At 55.1% G+C, this 19,839-nt stretch carries 17 protein-coding genes; 3 read left to right on the forward strand and 14 right to left on the reverse strand.

The window, feature by feature from the left end:
• Positions 1-3 precede the first annotated feature (3 nt).
• The 3 genes from glgX to asd all read right to left on the reverse strand — a co-directional run bounded on the left by glgX (position 4) and on the right by asd (position 5,528).
• Positions 4-1,980 (reverse strand): glycogen debranching protein GlgX, encoded by a 1,977-nt coding sequence (gene glgX, locus BN2591_RS15115; RefSeq protein WP_086872743.1) that lies wholly within the window; start codon positions 1,978-1,980, stop codon positions 4-6.
• Positions 1,977-4,163 carry a 1,4-alpha-glucan branching enzyme gene (gene glgB / locus BN2591_RS15120; protein ID WP_086872746.1) on the reverse strand — a complete coding sequence of 729 codons (2,187 nt, stop codon included), beginning with the start codon at positions 4,161-4,163 and terminating at the stop codon, positions 1,977-1,979. The genes glgX and glgB overlap by 4 nt, the downstream gene beginning before the upstream one ends.
• Positions 4,164-4,421: 258 nt before the next feature.
• Complete coding sequence (asd, locus tag BN2591_RS15125; RefSeq protein WP_086872748.1) at positions 4,422-5,528, reverse strand: aspartate-semialdehyde dehydrogenase; 1,107 nt, start codon at positions 5,526-5,528, stop codon at positions 4,422-4,424.
• Between the two features lie 172 nt (positions 5,529-5,700).
• On the opposite strand from asd, the gene BN2591_RS15130 reads away from it, so the two are divergent.
• Positions 5,701-6,294 carry a YhgN family NAAT transporter gene (locus BN2591_RS15130; protein ID WP_017459552.1) on the forward strand — a complete coding sequence of 198 codons (594 nt, stop codon included), beginning with the start codon at positions 5,701-5,703 and terminating at the stop codon, positions 6,292-6,294.
• A 36-nt stretch (positions 6,295-6,330) separates the two neighbouring features.
• On the opposite strand, the gene gntU is transcribed toward BN2591_RS15130, so the two are convergent.
• From gntU to BN2591_RS15155, 5 genes are all read right to left on the reverse strand, one after another.
• Positions 6,331-7,671, reverse strand: coding sequence for a gluconate transporter (gene gntU / locus BN2591_RS15135; RefSeq protein WP_086872750.1), 1,341 nt, complete (start codon positions 7,669-7,671; stop codon positions 6,331-6,333).
• Positions 7,668-8,201, reverse strand: a complete 534-nt coding sequence (gene gntK, locus BN2591_RS15140) for a gluconokinase (RefSeq protein WP_086872752.1) — start codon at positions 8,199-8,201, stop codon at positions 7,668-7,670. Before gntK ends, gntU begins: the two co-directional genes overlap by 4 nt.
• Before the next feature lie 136 nt (positions 8,202-8,337).
• Positions 8,338-9,333, reverse strand: coding sequence for a gluconate operon transcriptional repressor GntR (gene gntR / locus BN2591_RS15145; protein ID WP_017459555.1), 996 nt, complete (start codon positions 9,331-9,333; stop codon positions 8,338-8,340).
• A gap of 104 nt (positions 9,334-9,437) precedes the next feature.
• Complete coding sequence (locus BN2591_RS15150; protein WP_020455576.1) at positions 9,438-10,133, reverse strand: pirin family protein; 696 nt, start codon at positions 10,131-10,133, stop codon at positions 9,438-9,440.
• A gap of 123 nt (positions 10,134-10,256) precedes the next feature.
• Positions 10,257-11,294, reverse strand: a complete 1,038-nt coding sequence (locus BN2591_RS15155; RefSeq protein WP_086872754.1) for an oxidoreductase — start codon at positions 11,292-11,294, stop codon at positions 10,257-10,259.
• 321 nt (positions 11,295-11,615) lie between these two features.
• Between BN2591_RS15155 and yhhY the strand changes: the two genes are divergently transcribed.
• Positions 11,616-12,107, forward strand: coding sequence for an N-acetyltransferase (yhhY, locus tag BN2591_RS15160; RefSeq protein WP_086872757.1), 492 nt, complete (start codon positions 11,616-11,618; stop codon positions 12,105-12,107).
• 33 nt (positions 12,108-12,140) lie between these two features.
• Here the strand turns inward: yhhY and ggt are convergent, their stop codons facing one another.
• Positions 12,141-13,898, reverse strand: a complete 1,758-nt coding sequence (ggt, locus tag BN2591_RS15165) for a gamma-glutamyltransferase (protein ID WP_425268956.1) — start codon at positions 13,896-13,898, stop codon at positions 12,141-12,143.
• A gap of 123 nt (positions 13,899-14,021) precedes the next feature.
• On the opposite strand from ggt, the gene BN2591_RS15170 reads away from it, so the two are divergent.
• Positions 14,022-14,435, forward strand: a complete 414-nt coding sequence (locus BN2591_RS15170; protein WP_086872761.1) for a DUF2756 family protein — start codon at positions 14,022-14,024, stop codon at positions 14,433-14,435.
• Here BN2591_RS15170 and ugpQ read toward each other — a convergent pair.
• The 5 genes from ugpQ to ugpB all read right to left on the reverse strand — a co-directional run bounded on the left by ugpQ (position 14,432) and on the right by ugpB (position 19,658).
• The gene (ugpQ, locus tag BN2591_RS15175; protein ID WP_086872763.1) at positions 14,432-15,172 is read right to left on the reverse strand and encodes a glycerophosphodiester phosphodiesterase; all 741 of its coding nucleotides are present in this window, start codon (positions 15,170-15,172) and stop codon (positions 14,432-14,434) included. The genes BN2591_RS15170 and ugpQ overlap by 4 nt on opposite strands.
• The gene (locus BN2591_RS15180) at positions 15,169-16,242 is read right to left on the reverse strand and encodes a sn-glycerol-3-phosphate import ATP-binding protein UgpC (RefSeq protein ID WP_086872855.1); all 1,074 of its coding nucleotides are present in this window, start codon (positions 16,240-16,242) and stop codon (positions 15,169-15,171) included. Before BN2591_RS15180 ends, ugpQ begins: the two co-directional genes overlap by 4 nt.
• 269 nt (positions 16,243-16,511) lie before the next feature.
• The gene (gene ugpE, locus BN2591_RS15185; protein WP_020455583.1) at positions 16,512-17,357 is read right to left on the reverse strand and encodes a sn-glycerol-3-phosphate ABC transporter permease UgpE; all 846 of its coding nucleotides are present in this window, start codon (positions 17,355-17,357) and stop codon (positions 16,512-16,514) included.
• Positions 17,354-18,241 carry a sn-glycerol-3-phosphate ABC transporter permease UgpA gene (gene ugpA, locus BN2591_RS15190; protein WP_086872765.1) on the reverse strand — a complete coding sequence of 296 codons (888 nt, stop codon included), beginning with the start codon at positions 18,239-18,241 and terminating at the stop codon, positions 17,354-17,356. Before ugpA ends, ugpE begins: the two co-directional genes overlap by 4 nt.
• A 100-nt stretch (positions 18,242-18,341) precedes the next feature.
• Entirely contained in the window at positions 18,342-19,658 is a 1,317-nt protein-coding gene (gene ugpB / locus BN2591_RS15195; protein ID WP_086872768.1) for a sn-glycerol-3-phosphate ABC transporter substrate-binding protein UgpB, read from the reverse strand.
• Between the last annotated feature and the right edge of the window lie 181 nt (positions 19,659-19,839).

The raw sequence follows: 19,839 nt of genomic DNA on the forward strand, positions 1-19,839 counted from the left end.
TTTTTATGACCGCTGAAATACGCACACTCCATGCGCGGGCCCGTGCCAGACAGAGACGATGACCGGATTGTCCTCTCCGGCAAAAGGCGGAATGGCGCACCATTCACCTGCGGGTAAAGCAATTTCTGCAACTTCTGCGGTGGCATTGAGGGTGATTAACACGCTGTCTGATAACAGGATCTGTAAGCGGCGCACCCCGTTTTGCCACGCCTGTGGCGTCAGTGGTTGCCCTTCGTCATTTAACCAGGCAACGTTGCCGTCACCCTCTTCCCACCACGCGTCACGCGTGAGGGCAGGAATACGCTGGCGCAACTGGATAAGCGCGGCGGTAAACGTCACCAACCCGCTATCCACCTGGCTCCAGTCAAGCCAGGTTAAGGCGTTATCCTGGCAATACGCGTTGTTATTGCCGTGCTGGCTATGCCCCATTTCGTCGCCAGCCAGCAACATCGGCGTGCCTTGCGAAAGCAGTAACGTGGTTAACAACGCGTGCATACTTGCACGCCGTCTTTCAACCACATCAAGGCTGCCGCCTAACCCTTCTGTGCCATGATTAAAGCTGTGATTACTGTTGGTGCCGTCGCGGTTGTCTTCACCATTGGCTTCGTTATGTTTATGGTCAAAAGAGACACAATCCCGCAGCGTAAAACCGTCGTGGGCGGTGATCAGATTGACAGAGGCCGATGGCAGGCGACCATCACGTTTGAACACATCGCTGGAGGCGGCAAAGCGCCCGGCGAACTCCCCCAATGAGAGGGATTGTTCAAGCCAGAAACGACGCGTCGCATCACGGAAATGGTCGTTCCACTCGGCAAAAGGCGGCGGGTAGTTACCCACCTGATAACCGCCAGGGCCGATATCCCACGGCTCGGCAATCAGCTTCAGAGCGCGCAACTGCGGATCGTTTTTAATGGCGTTAAACAGCGGTGCCTGCTGGCTGAATTCCGGCGTGCGCCCCATCACCGAGGCCAGATCAAAGCGAAAACCATCCACGTGAAAGGTTTCCACCCAATAACGCAGGCAGGCGTGCGCGTAATCCACCACCTCGGCGTTGTTCAAATTGAGCGTGTTACCGCAGCCGGTCCAGTTGTGGTAATCGCCATCCTCGCGAACCCAGTAATAACTTCGGTTGTCGATACCGCGCAGAGAGAAGGTCGGTCCGTCGAGATCGCTTTCCGCACTATGGTTGAGGACGATATCGAGGATCACTTCGATCCCCGCCCGATGCAGCGCTTTTACCGCATCGCGAAACTCAGTAATCGCCTGCGCCGGGTTACTGGCGTAGCGGGGTTCCAGCGCAAACAGCGCCAGCGGGTTATAGCCCCAGTAATTAGACAGCCCCAGCCGCTGCAGGCGCGGCTCGCTGGCGAAATGCGCCACAGGCAATAATTCCAGCGCGGTGATCCCCAGCTGTTTAAACCAGTTGATCATCACCGGGTGGCCCAGCGCCTTGTAGGTGCCGCGTATTTCCGGCGGGATCGCCGGATGCAGCCACGTCAATCCTTTGACATGCGCTTCGTAAATGACCGTGTTGCCCCACGAGATGCGCGGCGGCACGTCATCTTCCCAGTCGTAGGCTTCATGCACCACCACGCTGCGTAAACCGAGCGCGGCGTTATCGTGGGGATCCGGCGCGTCATAACCGCCGTGAAACAGCGGGTTGTCGCGCGTTTCTCCTTCAACACGTTGCGCACAAGGATCGAGCAGTAATTTGGCCGGGTTAAAACGATGACCGCGAGCGGGTTCCCACGGGCCGTGCACACGGTAGCCGTAATGCAGGCCAGGCTTCGCACCCGCCAGAAAACCGTGCCAGATATCGCCGGTGCGGCCAGGCAAGTCGACGCGCTGTTCATTACCTTCATCATCGAACAGGCAAAGCTCCACGCGTTCAGCATGGGCGGAAAACAGCGTAAAGTTCACGCCGTCGCTCTGCACATGTGCGCCGTGAGGCGTCGCTTTTCCGGCCGTCAGCTTGCTCATTCGCCCTCCCGCACCAGCCAGATAGTCGCCAGCGGCGGTATGGTCAACAGCAAGGAGTGCTCGCGCCCGCGATTGGCGATCGCGTCGCTGTGTACCACACCGCCATTGCCGGTGTTACTGCCGTGATAATGCATGGAGTCGCTGTTCAGCTCTTCGCGCCAGCGCCCCGGCTGGTTAATACCGATGCGGTAATCCGGGCGCGGTACGGGGGTAAAGTTACTGATGACGATAATTTCATTGCCCTGCTTATCACGGCGGACAAAGGCAAACACCGAGGCTTCATGATCATCCACCACCAGCCATTCAAACCCGTAAGGGTCAAAGTCCAGTTCGTGCAGCGCTTTGTGATGGCGGTAAACCTGGTTCAAATCGCGCACCAGGCGCTGAACGCCGTGATGCCAGTTATCACCACCCTCCAGCAAGTGCCAGTCGAGGCTGCTATCGTGGTTCCATTCGCGGCCCTGCGCGAACTCGTTGCCCATAAACAGCAGTTTTTTACCGGGGAACGCCCACATCCAGGCATAGTAGGCACGCAGGTTGGCGAACTTTTGCCACGCATCGCCGGGCATGCGGTCAAGAATCGATTTTTTACCGTGCACCACTTCGTCATGGGAAAGCGGCAGAATAAAGTTTTCGGTGTAGTTATAGAGAATCCCGAAGGTCATCTTGTCGTGGTGGTACTTGCGGTACACCGGATCAAGCTTCATGTAATCCAGCGTGTCGTGCATCCAGCCGAGGTTCCATTTGTACCAGAAGCCCAGCCCGCCTAGCGACGGTGGGCGCGAGACGCCAGCGAAATCGGTAGACTCTTCTGCCATGCTAACGGCACCGGGCGCCTGCTCGCCGAGAATGCGGTTGGTATTGCGTAAAAACTCAATGGCTTCCAGGTTTTCACGACCGCCGAATTCATTGGGGATCCATTCCCCCTCTTTGCGGCTGTAGTCGCGGTAGATCATGGACGCCACCGCATCCACGCGCAGGGCGTCAATGCCGAAGCGTTCAATCCAGTACAGCGCGTTGCCGACCAGATAGTTGCTCACTTCCCGGCGACCATAGTTGTAAATTAGCGTGTTCCAGTCCTGGTGATAACCTTCACGCGGATCGCTGTGCTCGTAGAGTTTGGTGCCGTCGAAATCCGCCAGGCCAAAATCATCCGACGGGAAATGGCCCGGCACCCAATCGAGGATCACCCCTAAACCAGCGGCATGCGCGGTATGAATAAAGTGCAGGAAATCGTCGCGGGTACCGAAACGGCGGGTTGGCGCGTACAAACCGGTAGGTTGATATCCCCAACTGCCATCGAACGGATGCTCATTCACCGGCATCAACTCAATATGGGTGAAGCCCATCCATTTCGCGTAAGGCACGAGCTGGTCCGCCAGCTCGCGGTAGCTGAGCCAAAAGTTGTTGTCTGTATGGCGACGCCAGGAGCCCAGATGAACTTCATAGATACTGATTGGCGCATCAAATTCATTGGCGCGTTTGCGCTCTTCACTCTGCGTTTTCTTGCCCGGCAGGCCGCAAATCAGCGACGCGCTATCGGGCCGCATCTGCGCCTCAAACGCGTAAGGATCGGCTTTGATCCGCAGCTTACCGTGCGCATCAATCATCTCGAATTTATAGAGCTGCCCATTGAGCGCGCCGGGAATGAAAAGCTCCCAGATACCGCTTTCCCGACGCAGGCGCATCGGGTGACGGCGCCCATCCCAGTAATTAAACTGCCCCACCACCGAGACACGTTGCGCGTTTGGCGCCCAGACAGAAAATCGTGTACCGACCACGCCATCCACCGTATCGGCGTGCGCGCCCAGCGTTTCATAAGGGCGCATATGCGTTCCTTCACTTAGCAGCCACGCATCCATCTCCTGGATAAGCGGGCCAAAACGGTAGGGATCATCAATCAGGTTTTGTTGGCCGTGCCAGACGACCGCAAGTTGATAATAAAAAGGGTTTTTACGGCGTTGCATCACGCCGCTGAAGAAGCCCCTGGAATCCAGGCACTCCAGTTTTCCCACTTTGCGCCCGGTTTTCGGCTCGATAACCCACACTTCGGTGGCATCAGGCAGCAGCGCGCGTACTTCCAGACCGGTTTCGGTCTGGTGCATCCCCAGCACTGAAAAAGGATCAGCAAAATGACCCGCAATAAGCGCGTTAATGACGTCTTTATCAACACGAACGGACATGGTTCTCATCCTGTTGTTGTGGCATCGCACCTTCCACCGTAGTAAGTCCGGTTGCGACACTTTTTTGACCTGAACGGCGCAGCACCAAATGTGCATCCTCTCTGCCCCGTCCCATCTTCAGGCAAGATGTTCCGACACCTTGTCTAAAGCATAGCCAACACTTTTCAACACTTGAGAAAATAAACACATCTGTGCTTCTTTCTGGCAAAAAAGCACAAAAAAAGGGCGCCGTAGCGCCCCTTGTGGTGGTGAACTCTGTTACGCCAGTTGGCGCAACATACGACGCAGCGGTTCGGCCGCGCCCCATAACAGCTGATCACCAACGGTAAAGGCAGAGAGGAACTCCGGCCCCATGTTCAGTTTACGCAGACGACCAACCGGCGTGGTCAACGTGCCTGTCACCGCCGCCGGAGTCAGTTCGCGCATGCTGATCTCACGATCGTTTGGCACCACTTTCGCCCACGGGTTATGCGCCGCCAGCAGCTCTTCGACGGTCGGAATCGACACATCTTTTTTCAGCTTGATGGTGAACGCCTGGCTGTGGCAGCGCAGCGCGCCGATGCGCACGCAAAGGCCATCGACCGGAATGATATTCGCGGTGTTGAGAATTTTGTTGGTTTCCGCCTGGCCTTTCCACTCTTCGCGGCTCTGGCCATTATCCAGTTGTTTGTCGATCCACGGGATCAGGCTACCCGCCAGCGGTACACCAAAGTTATCGACCGGCAGCTCGCCGCTGCGGGTCAGCGCGGTCACTTTGCGTTCGATATCCAGGATCGCCGACGCCGGATCGGCAAGCTCGGCGGCAACATGGCTGTGCAACTGGCCCATTTGCGTCAGCAATTCACGCATATGCCGCGCGCCGCCGCCGGATGCGGCCTGATAAGTGGCAACCGACACCCACTCCACCAGATCGTTGGCGAACAGCCCACCGAGCGACATCAGCATCAGGCTGACGGTGCAGTTACCGCCGACAAAGGTTTTCACGCCGTTGTTCAGGCCTTCGTTGATTACCGCCTGGTTAACCGGGTCGAGGATAATGATGGCGTCATCTTTCATGCGTAAAGAGGAAGCCGCGTCGATCCAGTAACCCTGCCAGCCGCTTTCACGAAGCTTTGGATAGATTTCGTTGGTATAATCGCCGCCCTGGCAGGTGACAATGATGTCGAGTGCCTTCAGCGCTTCCAGATTGAACGCGTCCTGAAGCGTGCCTGCTGTACTTCCGCCAAACGCGGGTGCAGCCTGCCCAAACTGGGAAGTGGAAAAGAAGACAGGGCGAATGGCGTCGAAATCGCGCTCTTCAATCATGCGCTGCATGAGAACGGAGCCGACCATTCCGCGCCAACCGATAAAACCAACATTTTTCATAGCGAAGTTCCTGCGAAGATGTGTGCTGTGTATACGAACCAGTATCCCACTGGGAATAGCCACATTACAAAATGCAGCCAAAGTCGCAAGTGAAATTAATCAATGATCGCGAACGCATAAGAAATGCAGCTAATTACTGCCATTTTGCCGCCTGCGTCAGGGATAAGAGTGAATGACTGATATCATCTCCGCCACCGTGTTGTTGATCCTGATTATGGATCCTTTGGGCAACCTGCCCATCTTTATGTCGGTACTGAAACATACCGAGCCGAAACGCCGACGGGCGATCATGATCCGCGAGCTGCTCATTGCGCTGCTGGTGATGTTTATCTTCCTCTTCGCCGGGGAGAAAATCCTCGCCCTGCTGAATTTACGCGCAGAGACGGTTTCCATCTCTGGCGGCATCATTCTGTTCCTGATTGCCATTAAGATGATTTTCCCTAGCGAATCCGGCAGCAGCTCTGGCCTGCCCGCTGGCGAAGAGCCGTTTATCGTCCCGCTGGCAATCCCGCTGGTGGCAGGCCCAACGCTGCTGGCAACGTTAATGCTGCTTTCCCATCAATATCCGAATCAAATGAGCCACCTGGTGATTGCGCTGCTGATTGCCTGGGGCGGCACGGTGGCGATTTTGTTGCAATCGTCGCTGTTTTTGCGCCTGCTCGGCGAGAAAGGGGTTAACGCACTGGAAAGGCTGATGGGGCTGATTCTGGTGATGCTCGCCACCCAGATGTTCCTGGATGGGATTCGGGTGTGGATGAAGGGGTAAAACCAACCCTCTCCCGACGGAAGAGGGTTGGCAAACTTAGCTCAACAGTGAAAACGCAATCATCCCGATAATCGCACCGGTGGTGCCAAGGATGGTTTCCATCATCGTCCAGGTTTTCAGCGTTTGCGCTTCGGTTGCGCCGGTAAAGCGGCCATACAACCAGAAACCGGCGTCGTTCACGTGGCTTACTACAATCGAACCGCCCGCGATGCAGATAGAGAGTGCTGCCATCTGCGCGCCGTTGAAATGCAACTGTTCAATAACCGGCATTACCAGGCCAACAGCCGTCAGGCAGGCAACCGTGGCAGAACCCTGAATAATGCGTACCGCAGCGGCTAGCACAAAACAGGTGATCGCGATAGGCAAGCCCATGCCGGTCAGCGCTTCGCCCAGTGCCGGGCCAACGCCGGAATCCACCAGCACTTGCTTGAACACGCCGCCCGCACCAATCACCAGCAGAATAATGCCCGCCGGTTGCAACGCCTGACCGCAAATTTCCATCACGCGATCTTTCGGCATCCCTTGACGCATCGCCAGGCCATAAATCGCCACCAGGCACGCAACAAGGATCGCGGTGAACGGGTGACCGATAAACTCCAGCCAGTCGTACAAATTGCTGCCTTCGGCTACAAAACGCGCGGCGATGGTTTTCATCCCCACCAGCACCAGCGGGAGCAAAATCAGCGACAGGCTGAAACCAAACGAGGGCATTTTGCCTTCGCCCAGGTGCGGCTCGCTAATATCATCAGGAATGTGCAGCTCCACATGGCGGCTGATAAAGTTGCCCCATAGCGGACCGGCAATCAACATGCCCGGAATTGCCGCGCACAGGCCAATCAGGATCATCCAGCCGAAATCGGCATGCATCTGCGATGCCAGCAGCATCGGCGCAGGCCCCGGCAGCAGAAACGCAGCGGCTGCCGCAACGCCAGCGAACAGTGGAATCACCAGTTTCACCAGGTTGGTGCCGGTATGGCGCGCCATGGAAAACGCCACGCTAATCAGCAGCACAATCGCAACTTCAAAGAACAGCGGCAGCGCACAAATCAACCCCGCCAGACCAATCGCGTAATGGGCGCGGTTGTGGCCGAAAGAGTGGAGCATTTTGACAGCGATTTGGTCCACCGCGCCGGTCTCGTGAAGGATTTTGCCGAACATCGCGCCGAGCGCGACCACAATCGCCAGAAAGCCGAGCGTACCGCCCATCCCTTTTTCCATGGTCTGCGCGATCTTAATCAACGGCATCCCGGAAAAAAGCCCTGCACCAATGGAAACCACCATCAAAGCAACGAAAGCGTGCATACGCGCTTTCATCACTAAAAACAGCAGCAGCAAAACCGAGCCTACTGCTGTTAAAACAAGCGTTAATGTACTCACTTAGCACTGCCTTTATTAATGACTTCAATGGTGCTGGCAACAACACCATCCAGCGGCTGGTCAATATCCACAACCAGAACATCCGGCTCATCCATGCCCGGTTCTTGCAGCGCTTCAAACTGCGTTACCAACATTTGCGTTTTGAAGAAGTGCCCTTTACGCGCTTTCAGACGGCCTTCAATCACGTCGAAATCGCCTTTCAAATAGATGAAAGAGAGGTTCGGGTTACCGTCGCGCAGCTGGTCGCGATAGTGTTTTTTCAGTGCCGAGCAAACAATCAGCGACACTTTGTTGGTGCGCTGCATGGCGAAAGCGGCGTCGTTCAGCGCCTGCAGCCATGGTTTGCGGTCATCGTCGTTCAGCGGTTCACCGGACGCCATTTTGGTGATGTTGCTGCGCGGATGGAGGAAATCGCCGTCGAGAAATGCGGCATGTAACTGATGCGCCACTTCGCTGGCGACAGCGGATTTTCCGCTGCCTGAAACGCCCATCAGAACATAAACGTGGTGATCAAGGTTAGTCGTGCTCAAGGGTAGCCCCCACTGGTGCAAGAGTGAATTGTTACGGGTAACTGTTATCGGTAACATTGTCCTGCTGGGGTAACGGAGAAGCAATATCCATTCGTGCCAGAGATAAATAAGTGTGAGCTACTTCAAACTTGTCAGACTAAATAGATCCGCCCGGTGACAAAGTGAAACCTAAATCTAACATTTTCGGCGTAACTGACTCACCACGAATGCGCGCCAGTAAGCGTTCAGCGCCAATACGCCCCATGCGTTCACGCGGCGTAAGCACGCTTGCCAGACGCGGCTCCATTACCTGGCCAATGTCGTGACCGTGGAACCCGGCGATTGCCATATCCTGCGGAATTTTCAGCCCCAGACGCTGGCACTCAAACGCCGCGCCAACGGCAAGGTCATCGTTAGTACAAAAAATTCCGTCAAGCTGAGGGTACTCACGGCGCGCCTGGCGCATCAGTTCGATACCGGCGGTGTAAGAGGAAGATTGCTCCACCATCACGCTGTACGGCGTTAAACCCGCATCCAGCATCGCCTGCTCGTAACCCTTCTGTTTGATGATAGTACGTTCGTCCAGGCGCGCGCCGAGATAAGCGACACGACGGTGGCCGCGCGCAATGATGGCAGTCGTTATCTGCCGCGCCGCTTCGAAGTTATCAAAACCAACGGCGATATCGAGGCAAGGCGAGCGGCTGTCCATTAACTCCACCACCGGAATACCAGCAACTTCAATCATTTTCAGCGTGCGCGGGGTATGGGTACGTTCGGTAAGGATCAGGCCGTCAATGTTCCATGAGAGCATCGATTCCAGGCGCTCTTCTTCCATTTCGGCTTTGTAGCCATAGTGCGCCAGCATGGTTTGATACCCGTGCGCGTCGGTAACGCTTTCAATGCCGCGTAAAACTTCAGCAAAAACCTGGTTGGTCAGGGAAGGGAGAAGCACACCAATCGCCCGGCTGGTAGCGTTAGAGAGAATATCGGGAGCCCGATTTGGAATGTAACCCAGTTCATCAAGTGCAGCCGCGATTTTGCCACGTAACGCGACGGAAACTTGTTCCGGGTTACGTAAAAATCGGCTAACGGTCATTTTGGTCACGCCAACGCGATCGGCCACATCCTGAAGTACGGGTCTTTTCTTTTTCATCGTCCTGACATTTTATTCTGAGTGAGAGATTTCCTCAGTTTATCACGGACAACGCGCAACCTTCCGGCCAAAACCAGGAGGTTGCGTCATTTATTTAACCAACATCATACCGGCGGCAGATCGAACAGCAGGATTTCACTGTCGCTATCGGCATGCACCGAGATAGCCTGCTCATCCCAAATTGCCAGACCATCGCTGGTGGTGGCTTTTGTCCCGTTGATAGTGACTTCGCCTTTCACCACCTGGATCCACACGCGGCGTTCAGCGGCAATCTGGTGTACAGACTGCTCATCTTTCAGCAAAGCCCAGCGGTAAAGCTCCATATCCTGATGCACTTTCAGCGAACCATCACGCGCATCCGGCGACAGTACCAGCTGTTTGCCCTGCACCGCATCAAAGCGACGCTGTTCATAGCGCGGCGTGATCCCATTAGTTTCTGGAATGATCCAGATTTGATACAGGCGCAGACGGTCGGTTTTGCTCGGGTTGTATTCCGAGTGACGCACCCCAGTACCGGCGCTCATAATCTGGAACTCGCCCGCAGGAACTTGCTCTTTGTTGCCCATACTGTCCTGGTGTTCAACGGCACCTTCCAGTACATACGTCAGAATTTCCATGTCTTTGTGCGGGTGAGTTCCAAAGCCCTGGCCGGCATCGATAACGTCATCGTTAATCACACGCAGTGCCGAGAAGCCCATAAAATTTGGGTCGTAATAGTTGGCAAACGAGAAGGTGTGCCAGGAATCCAGCCAACCATGATTTGCATGGCCACGGTCATTTGCTTTGCGTAAGAAGATCATCTTTTTTACCCCCGTATGTTTTCGATGGAGTAAGTGTGGACGCAATTGACCAACGATCATAGAGGGTGAAAATTGACTCCTCTGTTCAAAAAAAGTGAACAAGTTATGAGGAGCCTTTTTCGGTTATTTCGCGAGGGTTATCGTGGCAGGAGAAGCCTGTTCAAAGGCGCGTTCCAGCAGCTCAAGGTTGGTGAGAACTTCAGATTCCTTGACGTAATTTGGCGCACCGGTTGTTAGCGTGTCGTACAACGCATCATAGACGCGTCCGTAGTCGCCAGTTTCCGGGGCTATCTCTTCCCGCACCGTTTCACCCGCCGCATTCACATATTCCAGAACGCCCTTGCTGTCGTCAGCGGCAAAACCGGGTTCGCCCGGCATGATATTGGCTTTCAGGCTGGTTTCCTGCTGGTCGATACCGTATTTAATAAACGACCCTTTGGTGCCGTGGACGATAAATTTCGGGTAATCAATCTTCACCAGATGGCTGGTTTTGACGATGGCTTTTAAATCGCCGTAAAACAGCTGGGCTTCGAAAGTATCATCCGGGTTGGCTTTGTTGCGCAGGCTACGGATGTCATACGCGGCGTGATCCGGGCGGCCAAACAGCGAAATGATTTGATCCATCGTATGTACGCCGAGGCCGTAAAATGAGCCGTCCTGCGGCAAACCAGGCTTGGTTTCCGCAACCGGACGGAAGTAGTCAAAATGGCTTTCGATTTCCACGATGTTGCCGAGTTTGCCGCTTTCAATCGCCTTTTTGGTAGTGAGGAAGCAGGAGTCAAAACGGCGATTCTGATACGGCGTTACCGTCAGGCCCTTACTTTTCGCCAGCTCAAACAGCGTGACCGCTTCCGCCATTGTTGGGGTGAACGGTTTTTCCACCAGCACATTTTTACCCGCTTCCAGCGCACGCTTCGCGTAGTCGAAATGGCTGTCGGCGTGGGTACAAACGATCACCAGTTTGACCTGAGGATCATTAAAGATGTCATCAATATCGCTGGTGAAGTGAATATGTTGATACTGCGGATGCTGCTCTTCCGGCTTCGGGTGGCGGCGAAAAATGTGCGCCACATGCCAGCTATCTTTGCGGTGCAGAACATAAGGGAGGTGATAACGGGTGGTGCTTTTACCAAAGCCGATAAATGCGCAATGTAGAGTCATAATCTCGTCCTTATCAAGGTGACTCTCACAACCATAGCGCATCTGCAAAGGTGCTGTCCCTGCCCCTTTTCTCAAAAGTCTTTTGAAAACTGGCGGTAAATTGCGGGCAAAAAAAAGCCAGCACGCGGCTGGCTAAGAAATACTGGAAGCAATGTGAGCAATGTCGTGCTTTCAGGATTACCGCAACGGTTTCCCTGAATGCATGGCAATAATAATCATTATCATTCGCACCTGTCTACTTTTTTTTGCAAAAAATGGCAGTTGACGCTTCGCCAGAAAGCCAGGAAGGTGGTCATCTACCCAACAACAAGGAAAAGCAGGATGAGTGAGATAGTGATACGCCATGCCGAAGCGCGCGATGCAGAATCGTTACGTCAGTTTTATGCGCAACCCGAGGTGTATCATAACCTGCTACAGCTACCTCATCCCCCTGCCGAACTGTGGGAAGATCGCCTGAAACCGCAACCCGGTCGCCGCCAGTTGGTCGCGTGCATTGACGATCAAATCGTGGGCAATCTGACGCTGATGGTGGAACAAAATCCGCGCCGCAGCCATGTCGCTTTTTTTGGCATGGCGGTGTCATCGGCGTTCCATAACCGTGGCGTCGCCAGTGCGTTGATGCGCGAGATGATCAACCTGTGCGATAACTGGCTGCGTATTGAACGTATTGAACTGACGGTGTTTGTCGATAACGCCCCGGCGCTGGCGGTGTATCGCAAGTTTGGTTTCGAGATTGAAGGCACCGGTAAGCGCTATGCGCTGCGTAACGGCGAATTTGTTGATTCGTACTATATGGCGCGTATGAAAGGCTAAGAAACGCCTCTCCCCTTTGGGGAGAGGCGTTGTTCAGTATCCGGCGGTTAAATCATCCACCGAACGCGGATCCGACGCGCCATACAGCGTGCCGTCTGGTGCCACCATTATGCTCTGCGTACTGCCCATCGCTTCTTTCACCGCTACTTTTTGCCCTTTCTGTTCAAGCAGTTTTAGCGTGTCCGGGCTAAAGCCTTTCTCGACGCGCAGTTCATCCGGCAACCATTGATGATGAAAACGCGGCGCGTTGGTAGCTTCGGCGACATTCATCCCAAAATCGATGCTATTTACCACCATTTGCAACACTGTTGTGATAATACGGCTACCGCCGGGGCTGCCGGTGACCAGCCAGGTTTTGCCATCTTTCAGCACAATGGTTGGCGACATTGAAGAGAGCGGACGTTTGCCCGGCCCAATCGCATTCGCATCGCCGCCCACCAGCCCGTAGACATTCGGCACGCCCGGCTTGGCAGAGAAATCATCCATTTCGTTATTCAGCAGAATGCCGGTATTGCCAGCGACAATCCCGGTACCAAACACCGTATTCAGCGTATAGGTGACGGCGACTGCGTTACCGTCTTTATCCACTACCGAGAAGTGGGTGGTTTGGTTACTTTCGTACGGTTCCAGCTTACCGGGGCGGATCTGGCTGGAGGGGCGCGCTTTGTTGACATCAATCTGCGCGGCAATTGATTTGGCGTACTCTTTGTTGGTTAACGCCTGCCACGGCACTTTGACAAAGTCCGGGTCGCCCAGATATTCCGAACGATCGGCATAGGCATATTTCTCCGCCTCAGCCATCACCTGCATCGCATCCGCGCTGCCGAAACCATATTTCGCCAGATCGAAGTTTTCCAGGATATTGAGGATTTCCACGATATGAATCCCACCTGAAGAGGGCGGTGGCATGGAGTAAATCTCGTAACCGCGATAGCTGCCGCTTATCGGCGTGCGCTCCACGGCTTTGTAATTGGCTAAATCCTCTTTGGTGATAAGCCCGCCGTTTTTGCTCATCTGCAGAGCAATTTGCTCAGCAATAGCGCCTTTGTAGAAGGCATCGGGCCCTTTTTCCGCAATCATCTCCAGGCTTTTGGCGAGATTGCTTTGCACCAGTTTGTCGCCTTTTTTCAGCGGCTCGCCATCTTTCCAGAAAATGGCTTTGCTGGTGTCGTGGTTGGGCAACACTTCGCTGCCATAGGTTTTTAAATCACCGGCCAGCGCATCGTTCACCACAAAGCCCTGCTTCGCCAGCTTGATGGCTGGCTGCACCACTTTGTTCAGCGGCAGCGTACCGTATTTTTCCAGCGCCAGAGAGAAACCAGCAACAGTGCCGGGCGTGCCGGATGCCAAATGTGACGTCAGGGATTTTTTACTGTCCGGGTTGCCCTGTTCGTCCAGAAACATGTCGCGTGTCGCACCAGCGGGGGCCATTTCACGAAAATCAATCGCCGTGACGTTCCCTTCTTTGTTACGAATCAGCATGAAGCCGCCACCACCAAGGTTACCGGCCTGCGGGTGCGTGACTGCCAGCGCATAACCAACCGCCACTGCCGCATCCACCGCATTACCGCCCTGCTTGAGAATATCAACACCGACACGCGTGGCGGTTTCATCCACCGAAGCAACCATACCCTGTTTCGCCACCACCGGATGGAAGACATCGGCTTCAACCCCGTAAGATACCGGAGGCGGCGCGGTTGCCTGCCCTTCTGGCGGCGCCGCCGCAACGCCAAAACATCCTCCCGCCGTCAGCGCGGCAATCGCCAGCCAACGCGCAAACTTCTGTTTCATCATCGTCGTTCTCCCAGGTAAGGGCTACAGTCCCCGCTTAAGCCTGGTTCACAACTCTTAAAAATGCATTGTCACGAATGAAAGCGAGTAAACTGACAGAAAACCTCAATGGAGGACAGGACGATGAAACGAGTACTGATTCTGGCGGCCCTGCTGCCCTTTAGTGCCTTCGCACAGCCATTAAACATCACCAACGATCCCCACCAGCCTGGATACGTGATCCCAAGCCAGCAGCGGATGCAGACGCAGATGCTTAACCAGCAGCAACAGCATCAAGGGATGCTGAAACAGCAGATGCAGACGCAAACCCAGCTGCAACAGCAACAGTTGCAGACGCAGATGAATAACAACACCCAACGGGTAAGGCAGGCGCAGCCGGGGGAGCTCAATCCCGGCCGCCAGCAAGTGCTACCCAACAACGGCGCCGGGATGCTCAGCGGGGGAACAACTAGCAGCGGCGTGACGCAGCAACATATGCTGCCACAGACGCAAAACGGCGACATGCTGCAAAGCACATCGCCGTCGACAACACCTTAGTACTGGAAGTGCGGCCCGATAGCATCGATTTTATCGGTGCAGATGCAGTCAACACCCCAGCGTAGCAGTTCTGCCGCCCGCGCCGGCTGGTTGACCGTATAGACCAGGATGCGCAAGCCCGCATCGCGCAGCATGCGCACGCGAGCTTCATCCAGCAGTTTGTGGTTCAGATGGATCGATACGCAGCCCAGCCGTTCGGTGAGCGTCTGCCAGTCATCGCGCCACTCATCGAGCAGCAGGCCGCGCGGCAGTTCCGGCGCGGCTTGTTGCGCCGCTTCCAGTGCATCAATTTCAAACGATGAAAGCAGCGGCGGTGTCATCCCGGCCCACAGCTCGCGCGCAGCCAGCGCTACCACTTTCCCGGTCAGCGGCCCGGTGCCGGTGGTCGGTTTAATCTCGATATTCGCCATCATGCCGTGCTGGCGGCAGCGCTCCGCCACTTCAGAAAGCAGCGGCAGCGGTTCGCCTTTGAATTCACCGCTGAACCAGCCACCCGCATCCACTTTAAGCAGATCGTTCCACGCCAGTTCACCCGCGACGCCCCAGCCGTTGCTGGTACGCTCGAGATTGTCGTCATGCAGCAGGAAAATCTGCCCATCTTTCGACAGTTTGGCATCGAACTCAATCATCTTGTGCCCGTAACGCGCACCAACATCAATGGCGGCCAGTGTGTTTTCCGGCGCCAGTTTACCGCCGCCGCGATGGGCGACAATGTGGGGATATGGCCAGTTGCTCATACTCGTTGTCCTGTTTCACCATCAAATAAGTGCAGGTGATTTTCCGGCAGATGGAGCCACAGGGTGCTGCCTGCCGTCGGGCGATCCTGATGCGATAAACGCACCACCAGTTTCTGCTCGCCCCAGCGACCATGCGCTAAGTTATCCGCACCGAGGATCTCCAGCGTGTCCATCACCAGCGGTACACCGCCTGCGGCCTGTGAGCTTAGCGCAATATGTTCCGGGCGGATACCCAGCGTCATCTTGCGGCCTGCATACCCGCGATAGTACCCGTTGATCGGCAACTCCATGCCGCTCTCCAGCTCAAAGTGCGTACCGGCGCTGCTGATACGACCATCAAGCAGGTTCATCGCCGGGCTGCCGATAAAGCTCGCCACAAAGCGACTGGCAGGCTTTTCATACACCTCAACCGGCGTACCGATTTGCTCTGCCACGCCTTTATTCATCACCAGCACGCGTTGCGCCAGCGTCATCGCTTCCACCTGATCGTGGGTAACATACAGCGACGTAGTGTTCAGGCGACGATGCAGCTGTTGCAGTTCAAGGCGCATTTGTACGCGCAGCTTGGCATCGAGGTTGGAAAGGGGTTCGTCAAACAGAAACACGGCTGGATCGCGGACAATCGCACGGCCCATCGCCACACGCTGGCGCTGACCGCCGGAAAGTTCGCGCGGGCGACGCTTCAACAGGCCATCCAGTTCGAGAATTCGCGCCGCTTCCGCCACGCGCCCGGCAATATGCTCTTTGCCCATGCCGCGAATTTTCAACCCCCACGCCATGTTCTCTTCCACGCTCATGTGCGGGTAGAGCGCATAGTTCTGGAACACCATCGCGATCCCGCGATCTTTGGGCTCCATTTCGGTGACGCGCTGGGTATCAATCCAGATATCCCCGCTGGTTACGCGCTCCAGGCCTGCGACCATACGCAGCAGCGTTGATTTACCACAGCCCGAGGGACCAACCATCACAATAAACTCGCCATCGGCGACATCCAGCGTCAGCGGCTGGATCACCTGGCTTTTGCCGCTGTCCCAACTCTTGGTGACCGCTTGTAATTTTAATCCTGCCATATAAGGTTGCATCTCTTGATTGTTCGTGAACGTCGCTGGCGGCCATTTTTGCCCAAGGCAAGGCGCGAGCGGCGAAGTTTGGTGGGCCCAAATAAAACGCGAGTAACGAAGCTTTGGGCAAAAATGGCCCCAGCCCTTCGGGACGCGTGCCGAAACCGCGTACTCTGCGTTGTCGGATTTGGACATAGGCCCACTATGTCCATCATCCTCCGCCTTGATTATGCGGTTTCAGCTCAGCGTCGACGTCACGCACAATCAAGGGATACAACCTACTTCTCACTGTCGACCAGGCCACGCACAAAGGCGCGCTGCATGGCTAAAACGATAACGACCGGTGGGATCAACGTCAGCAACATAGCTGCCATGACCTGGTTCCATTGCGTGGTGCTTTCACCGCTGGCAATCATGCTTTTTACCCCCGCCACGGCGGTGCCAAGATTGACGTCGCTGATAATCAACAGCGGCCACAAATACTGGTTCCAGCCGTAGATAAAGGTGATGACGAACAGCGCCGCGAGGTTGGTTTTTGATAGCGGCAACACGATGTCGCGGAAAAAACGCATTGGCGATGCGCCATCAATGCGCGCAGCTTCCATCAACTCGTCCGGCAGGGTCATAAAGAACTGTCGGAACAAAAACGTTGCTGTTGCAGAGGCCATCAGCGGTAGCGTCAAACCGGTATAACTGTCGAGCATTTTCAGGTTCGCTATCACTTCCACCGTTGGGAAAATACGCACTTCAACCGGCAGCATCAGCGTGCAGAAAATCATCCAGAAGAAGAGGTTACGCAGCGGAAAGCGGAACCAGACAATGGCGAAGGCCGAGAGCATCGACACGGCGATTTTGCCGACGGTGATGACAAACGCCATGATGAAGCTGTTGGTCAGCATCAACCAGAACGGTGCGCTATTCGCGCCAATACCGTTGACCCAGATGTTGCGCAGGTTTTCCCACAAATGGGTGCCGGGGATCAGCGTCATTGGCGTGTCGTAAACGGCGTTGATATCCAGCGTCGCCGTGACAAAAGCGACATACAGTGGAAACAGCACCACCGCAATCCCGAGAATAAGCATGATATGGCTGAATAACGTCAGCCCGGGGCGATTCTCAATCATTGGTAGCGCACCTTACTTTCAACATAGCGGAACTGAACCACCGTCAGCACTATCACCAACACCATCAGCACCACCGACTGCGCCGCAGACGCGGAGAGATCCAGCCCGGCGAAACCTTCACGGTAAATTTTATAAATCAGTGTGGTCGTCGCCTGAACCGGCCCGCCTGCTGTCGCGGCGTCGATCACCGGGAAGGTGTCGAAGAAAGCGTATACCAGGTTAACCACCAGCAGGAAGAAACTCACCGGCGCAATCAGCGGCAGCGACAATTTGAAAAAGCGGCGGATCGGCCCGGCACCGTCAATGGCGGCGGCTTCGACCAGCGAGCGCGGAATCGACTGCAAGGCGGCAAAGAAAAACAGGAAGTTGTAGCTGATCTGCTTCCATACCGAAGCAAAAACCACGAGGAACATTGCCTGGCCGCTGTTCTGCGCGTGGTTCCAGTCATAGCCAAACTGCGCCAGGAAATGGGTAAGCAAGCCACGACCGGGGTTAAAGAGAAAAATCCACAGCACAGCGGCAACCGCTGGCGCAACGGCGTAGGGCAACAGCATCAGCGTTTGATAAATACGGCTGCCACGCACCACGTTATCCACCAGCGCGGCGAAAAACAGAGAAACCAGCAGGCCGCTAAACGTTACCCACGCGCTAAAACGCATGGTGGTCCAGAAGGAGTCCAGGTAATAGCTGTCGTGAAACAACGCGACAAAATTATCCAGCCCGACAAACTGGCTGGAGAGGCCGAACGGATCGACATTTTGTACCGAATACCACAGCGCTTCAGCCGCAGGCCAGATAAAGAAAATAAGGGTGATCGCCAGCTGCGGCGCAACCAATAAGTAAGGGAGCCAGCGCGAACGAAACACCGGACGGGATGAGGACATAAGCAACTCTTTTCAGATAGGCCGGATAGCAACGGCCTACCGTCAAGTAGGCCGTATTTTGTCTGCCGGATCAGCACTGCTCCACCGGCAAAGCGCGACATCAAGACTTGGTTGACTGCTCGAAGCGGCGCAGCAGCTGGTTACCACGCTCAACGGCGGAATCCAGCGCCTGTTGCGGGGTTTTCTTGCCGGTCCATACGCTTTCCAGCTCTTCATCCACCACGGTACGAATCTGCGGCATGTTGCCCAGACGCAGACCTTTGGTGAACGCCAACGGCGGCTTGTTCAGCATCTGGCGCGTAGCGATATCTGCGCCCGGGTTCTTGTCATAAAAACCCTCTTTACGCGTCAGATCGTACGCTGCGGTCGTGATCGGCAGGTAGCCGGTTTTCTGGTGCCATTCCGCTGCGTTTTCCGGTTTCGCCAGGAAGTCGAGGAACTGGGCAACGCCTTTGTAAGTGGCATTGTCTTTACCCTGCATCACCCACAGGCTCGCACCGCCGATAATGGCGTTCTGCGGCGCACCTTTCACGGTGGCATCATACGGCATCATCCCCACGCCATAATTGAATTTGGCGTAATGGCGAATATCTGCCAGCGAGCCAGAAGAGGCGGTGGTAATGGCGCAATCGCCGTTATAGAACTTCTCAGTGGACTCATCTTTACGGCCGAAGTAGCTGAAGTCGCCTTTTTTGTTCAGCTCTTCCAGCATGGCGATGTGTTTCACCTGCTCCGGCTTGTTGAACTCCAGCACCGCGTCAGTACCGTCAAAGCCGTTATTTTTGGTAGCGACCGGCAGGCCATGCCAGGCGCTGAAGTTTTCAATCTGGATCCAGCCCTGCCAGCCGCTGGCGTAACCACATTTCATCCCGGCCGCTTTCAGCTTAGCGGTGTACTCGGCCAGGTCCTGCCAGGTTTTCGGCGGCTGATCCGGGTTCAGGCCCGCTTTTTTAAAGGCGTCTTTGTTGTAATACAGCACGGGTGTAGAGCTGTTAAACGGCTGAGAGAGCAAATGACCCGTTTTAGAATCGGTGTAGTAACCCGCAACGGTCGGTACAAACTGGCTTTCATCAAAGTTGATACCCGCGTCTTTAAACACCTGGTAGACCGGTTTGATCGCTTTAGACGCCATCATGGTGGCCGTACCCACTTCATAAACCTGTAGAATTGCCGGCGCGTTACCGGTACGGAAGGCCGCAATACCCGCGCTCAGGCTCTGCTCGTAGTTGCCTTTATAGATCGGTACGATTTTGTAATCCGGGTGGGTGTCATTGAAACGTTGCGCCAGGGAGTCAACTTCTTTACCTAACTCCCCTTCCATTGAATGCCAGAACGGAATGGTGGTTACCGCCATGGCGTTGCCTGCAAAGACTAACCCCATCGCCAGACCCAAAGCTGTATGTCGTAACGTTGTCATTGTGCTCTCTCTTGTTATGCGGGATGCGCGATTTCACGCGTTTTTATGCTCGCGAGGTAACATGACATGCTCGAATTACAGAAAAATAACCATTTAATTACAAATAGATGACAGCCAGGCGTCAAAAAAATGTCGTCTGGATGATGGTACGGTGAAGGAAAAATGGCGGTTAATGGGTGGT

Source organism: Kosakonia pseudosacchari (assembly GCF_900184035.1).
GTDB classification, from domain to species: domain Bacteria; phylum Pseudomonadota; class Gammaproteobacteria; order Enterobacterales; family Enterobacteriaceae; genus Kosakonia; species Kosakonia pseudosacchari.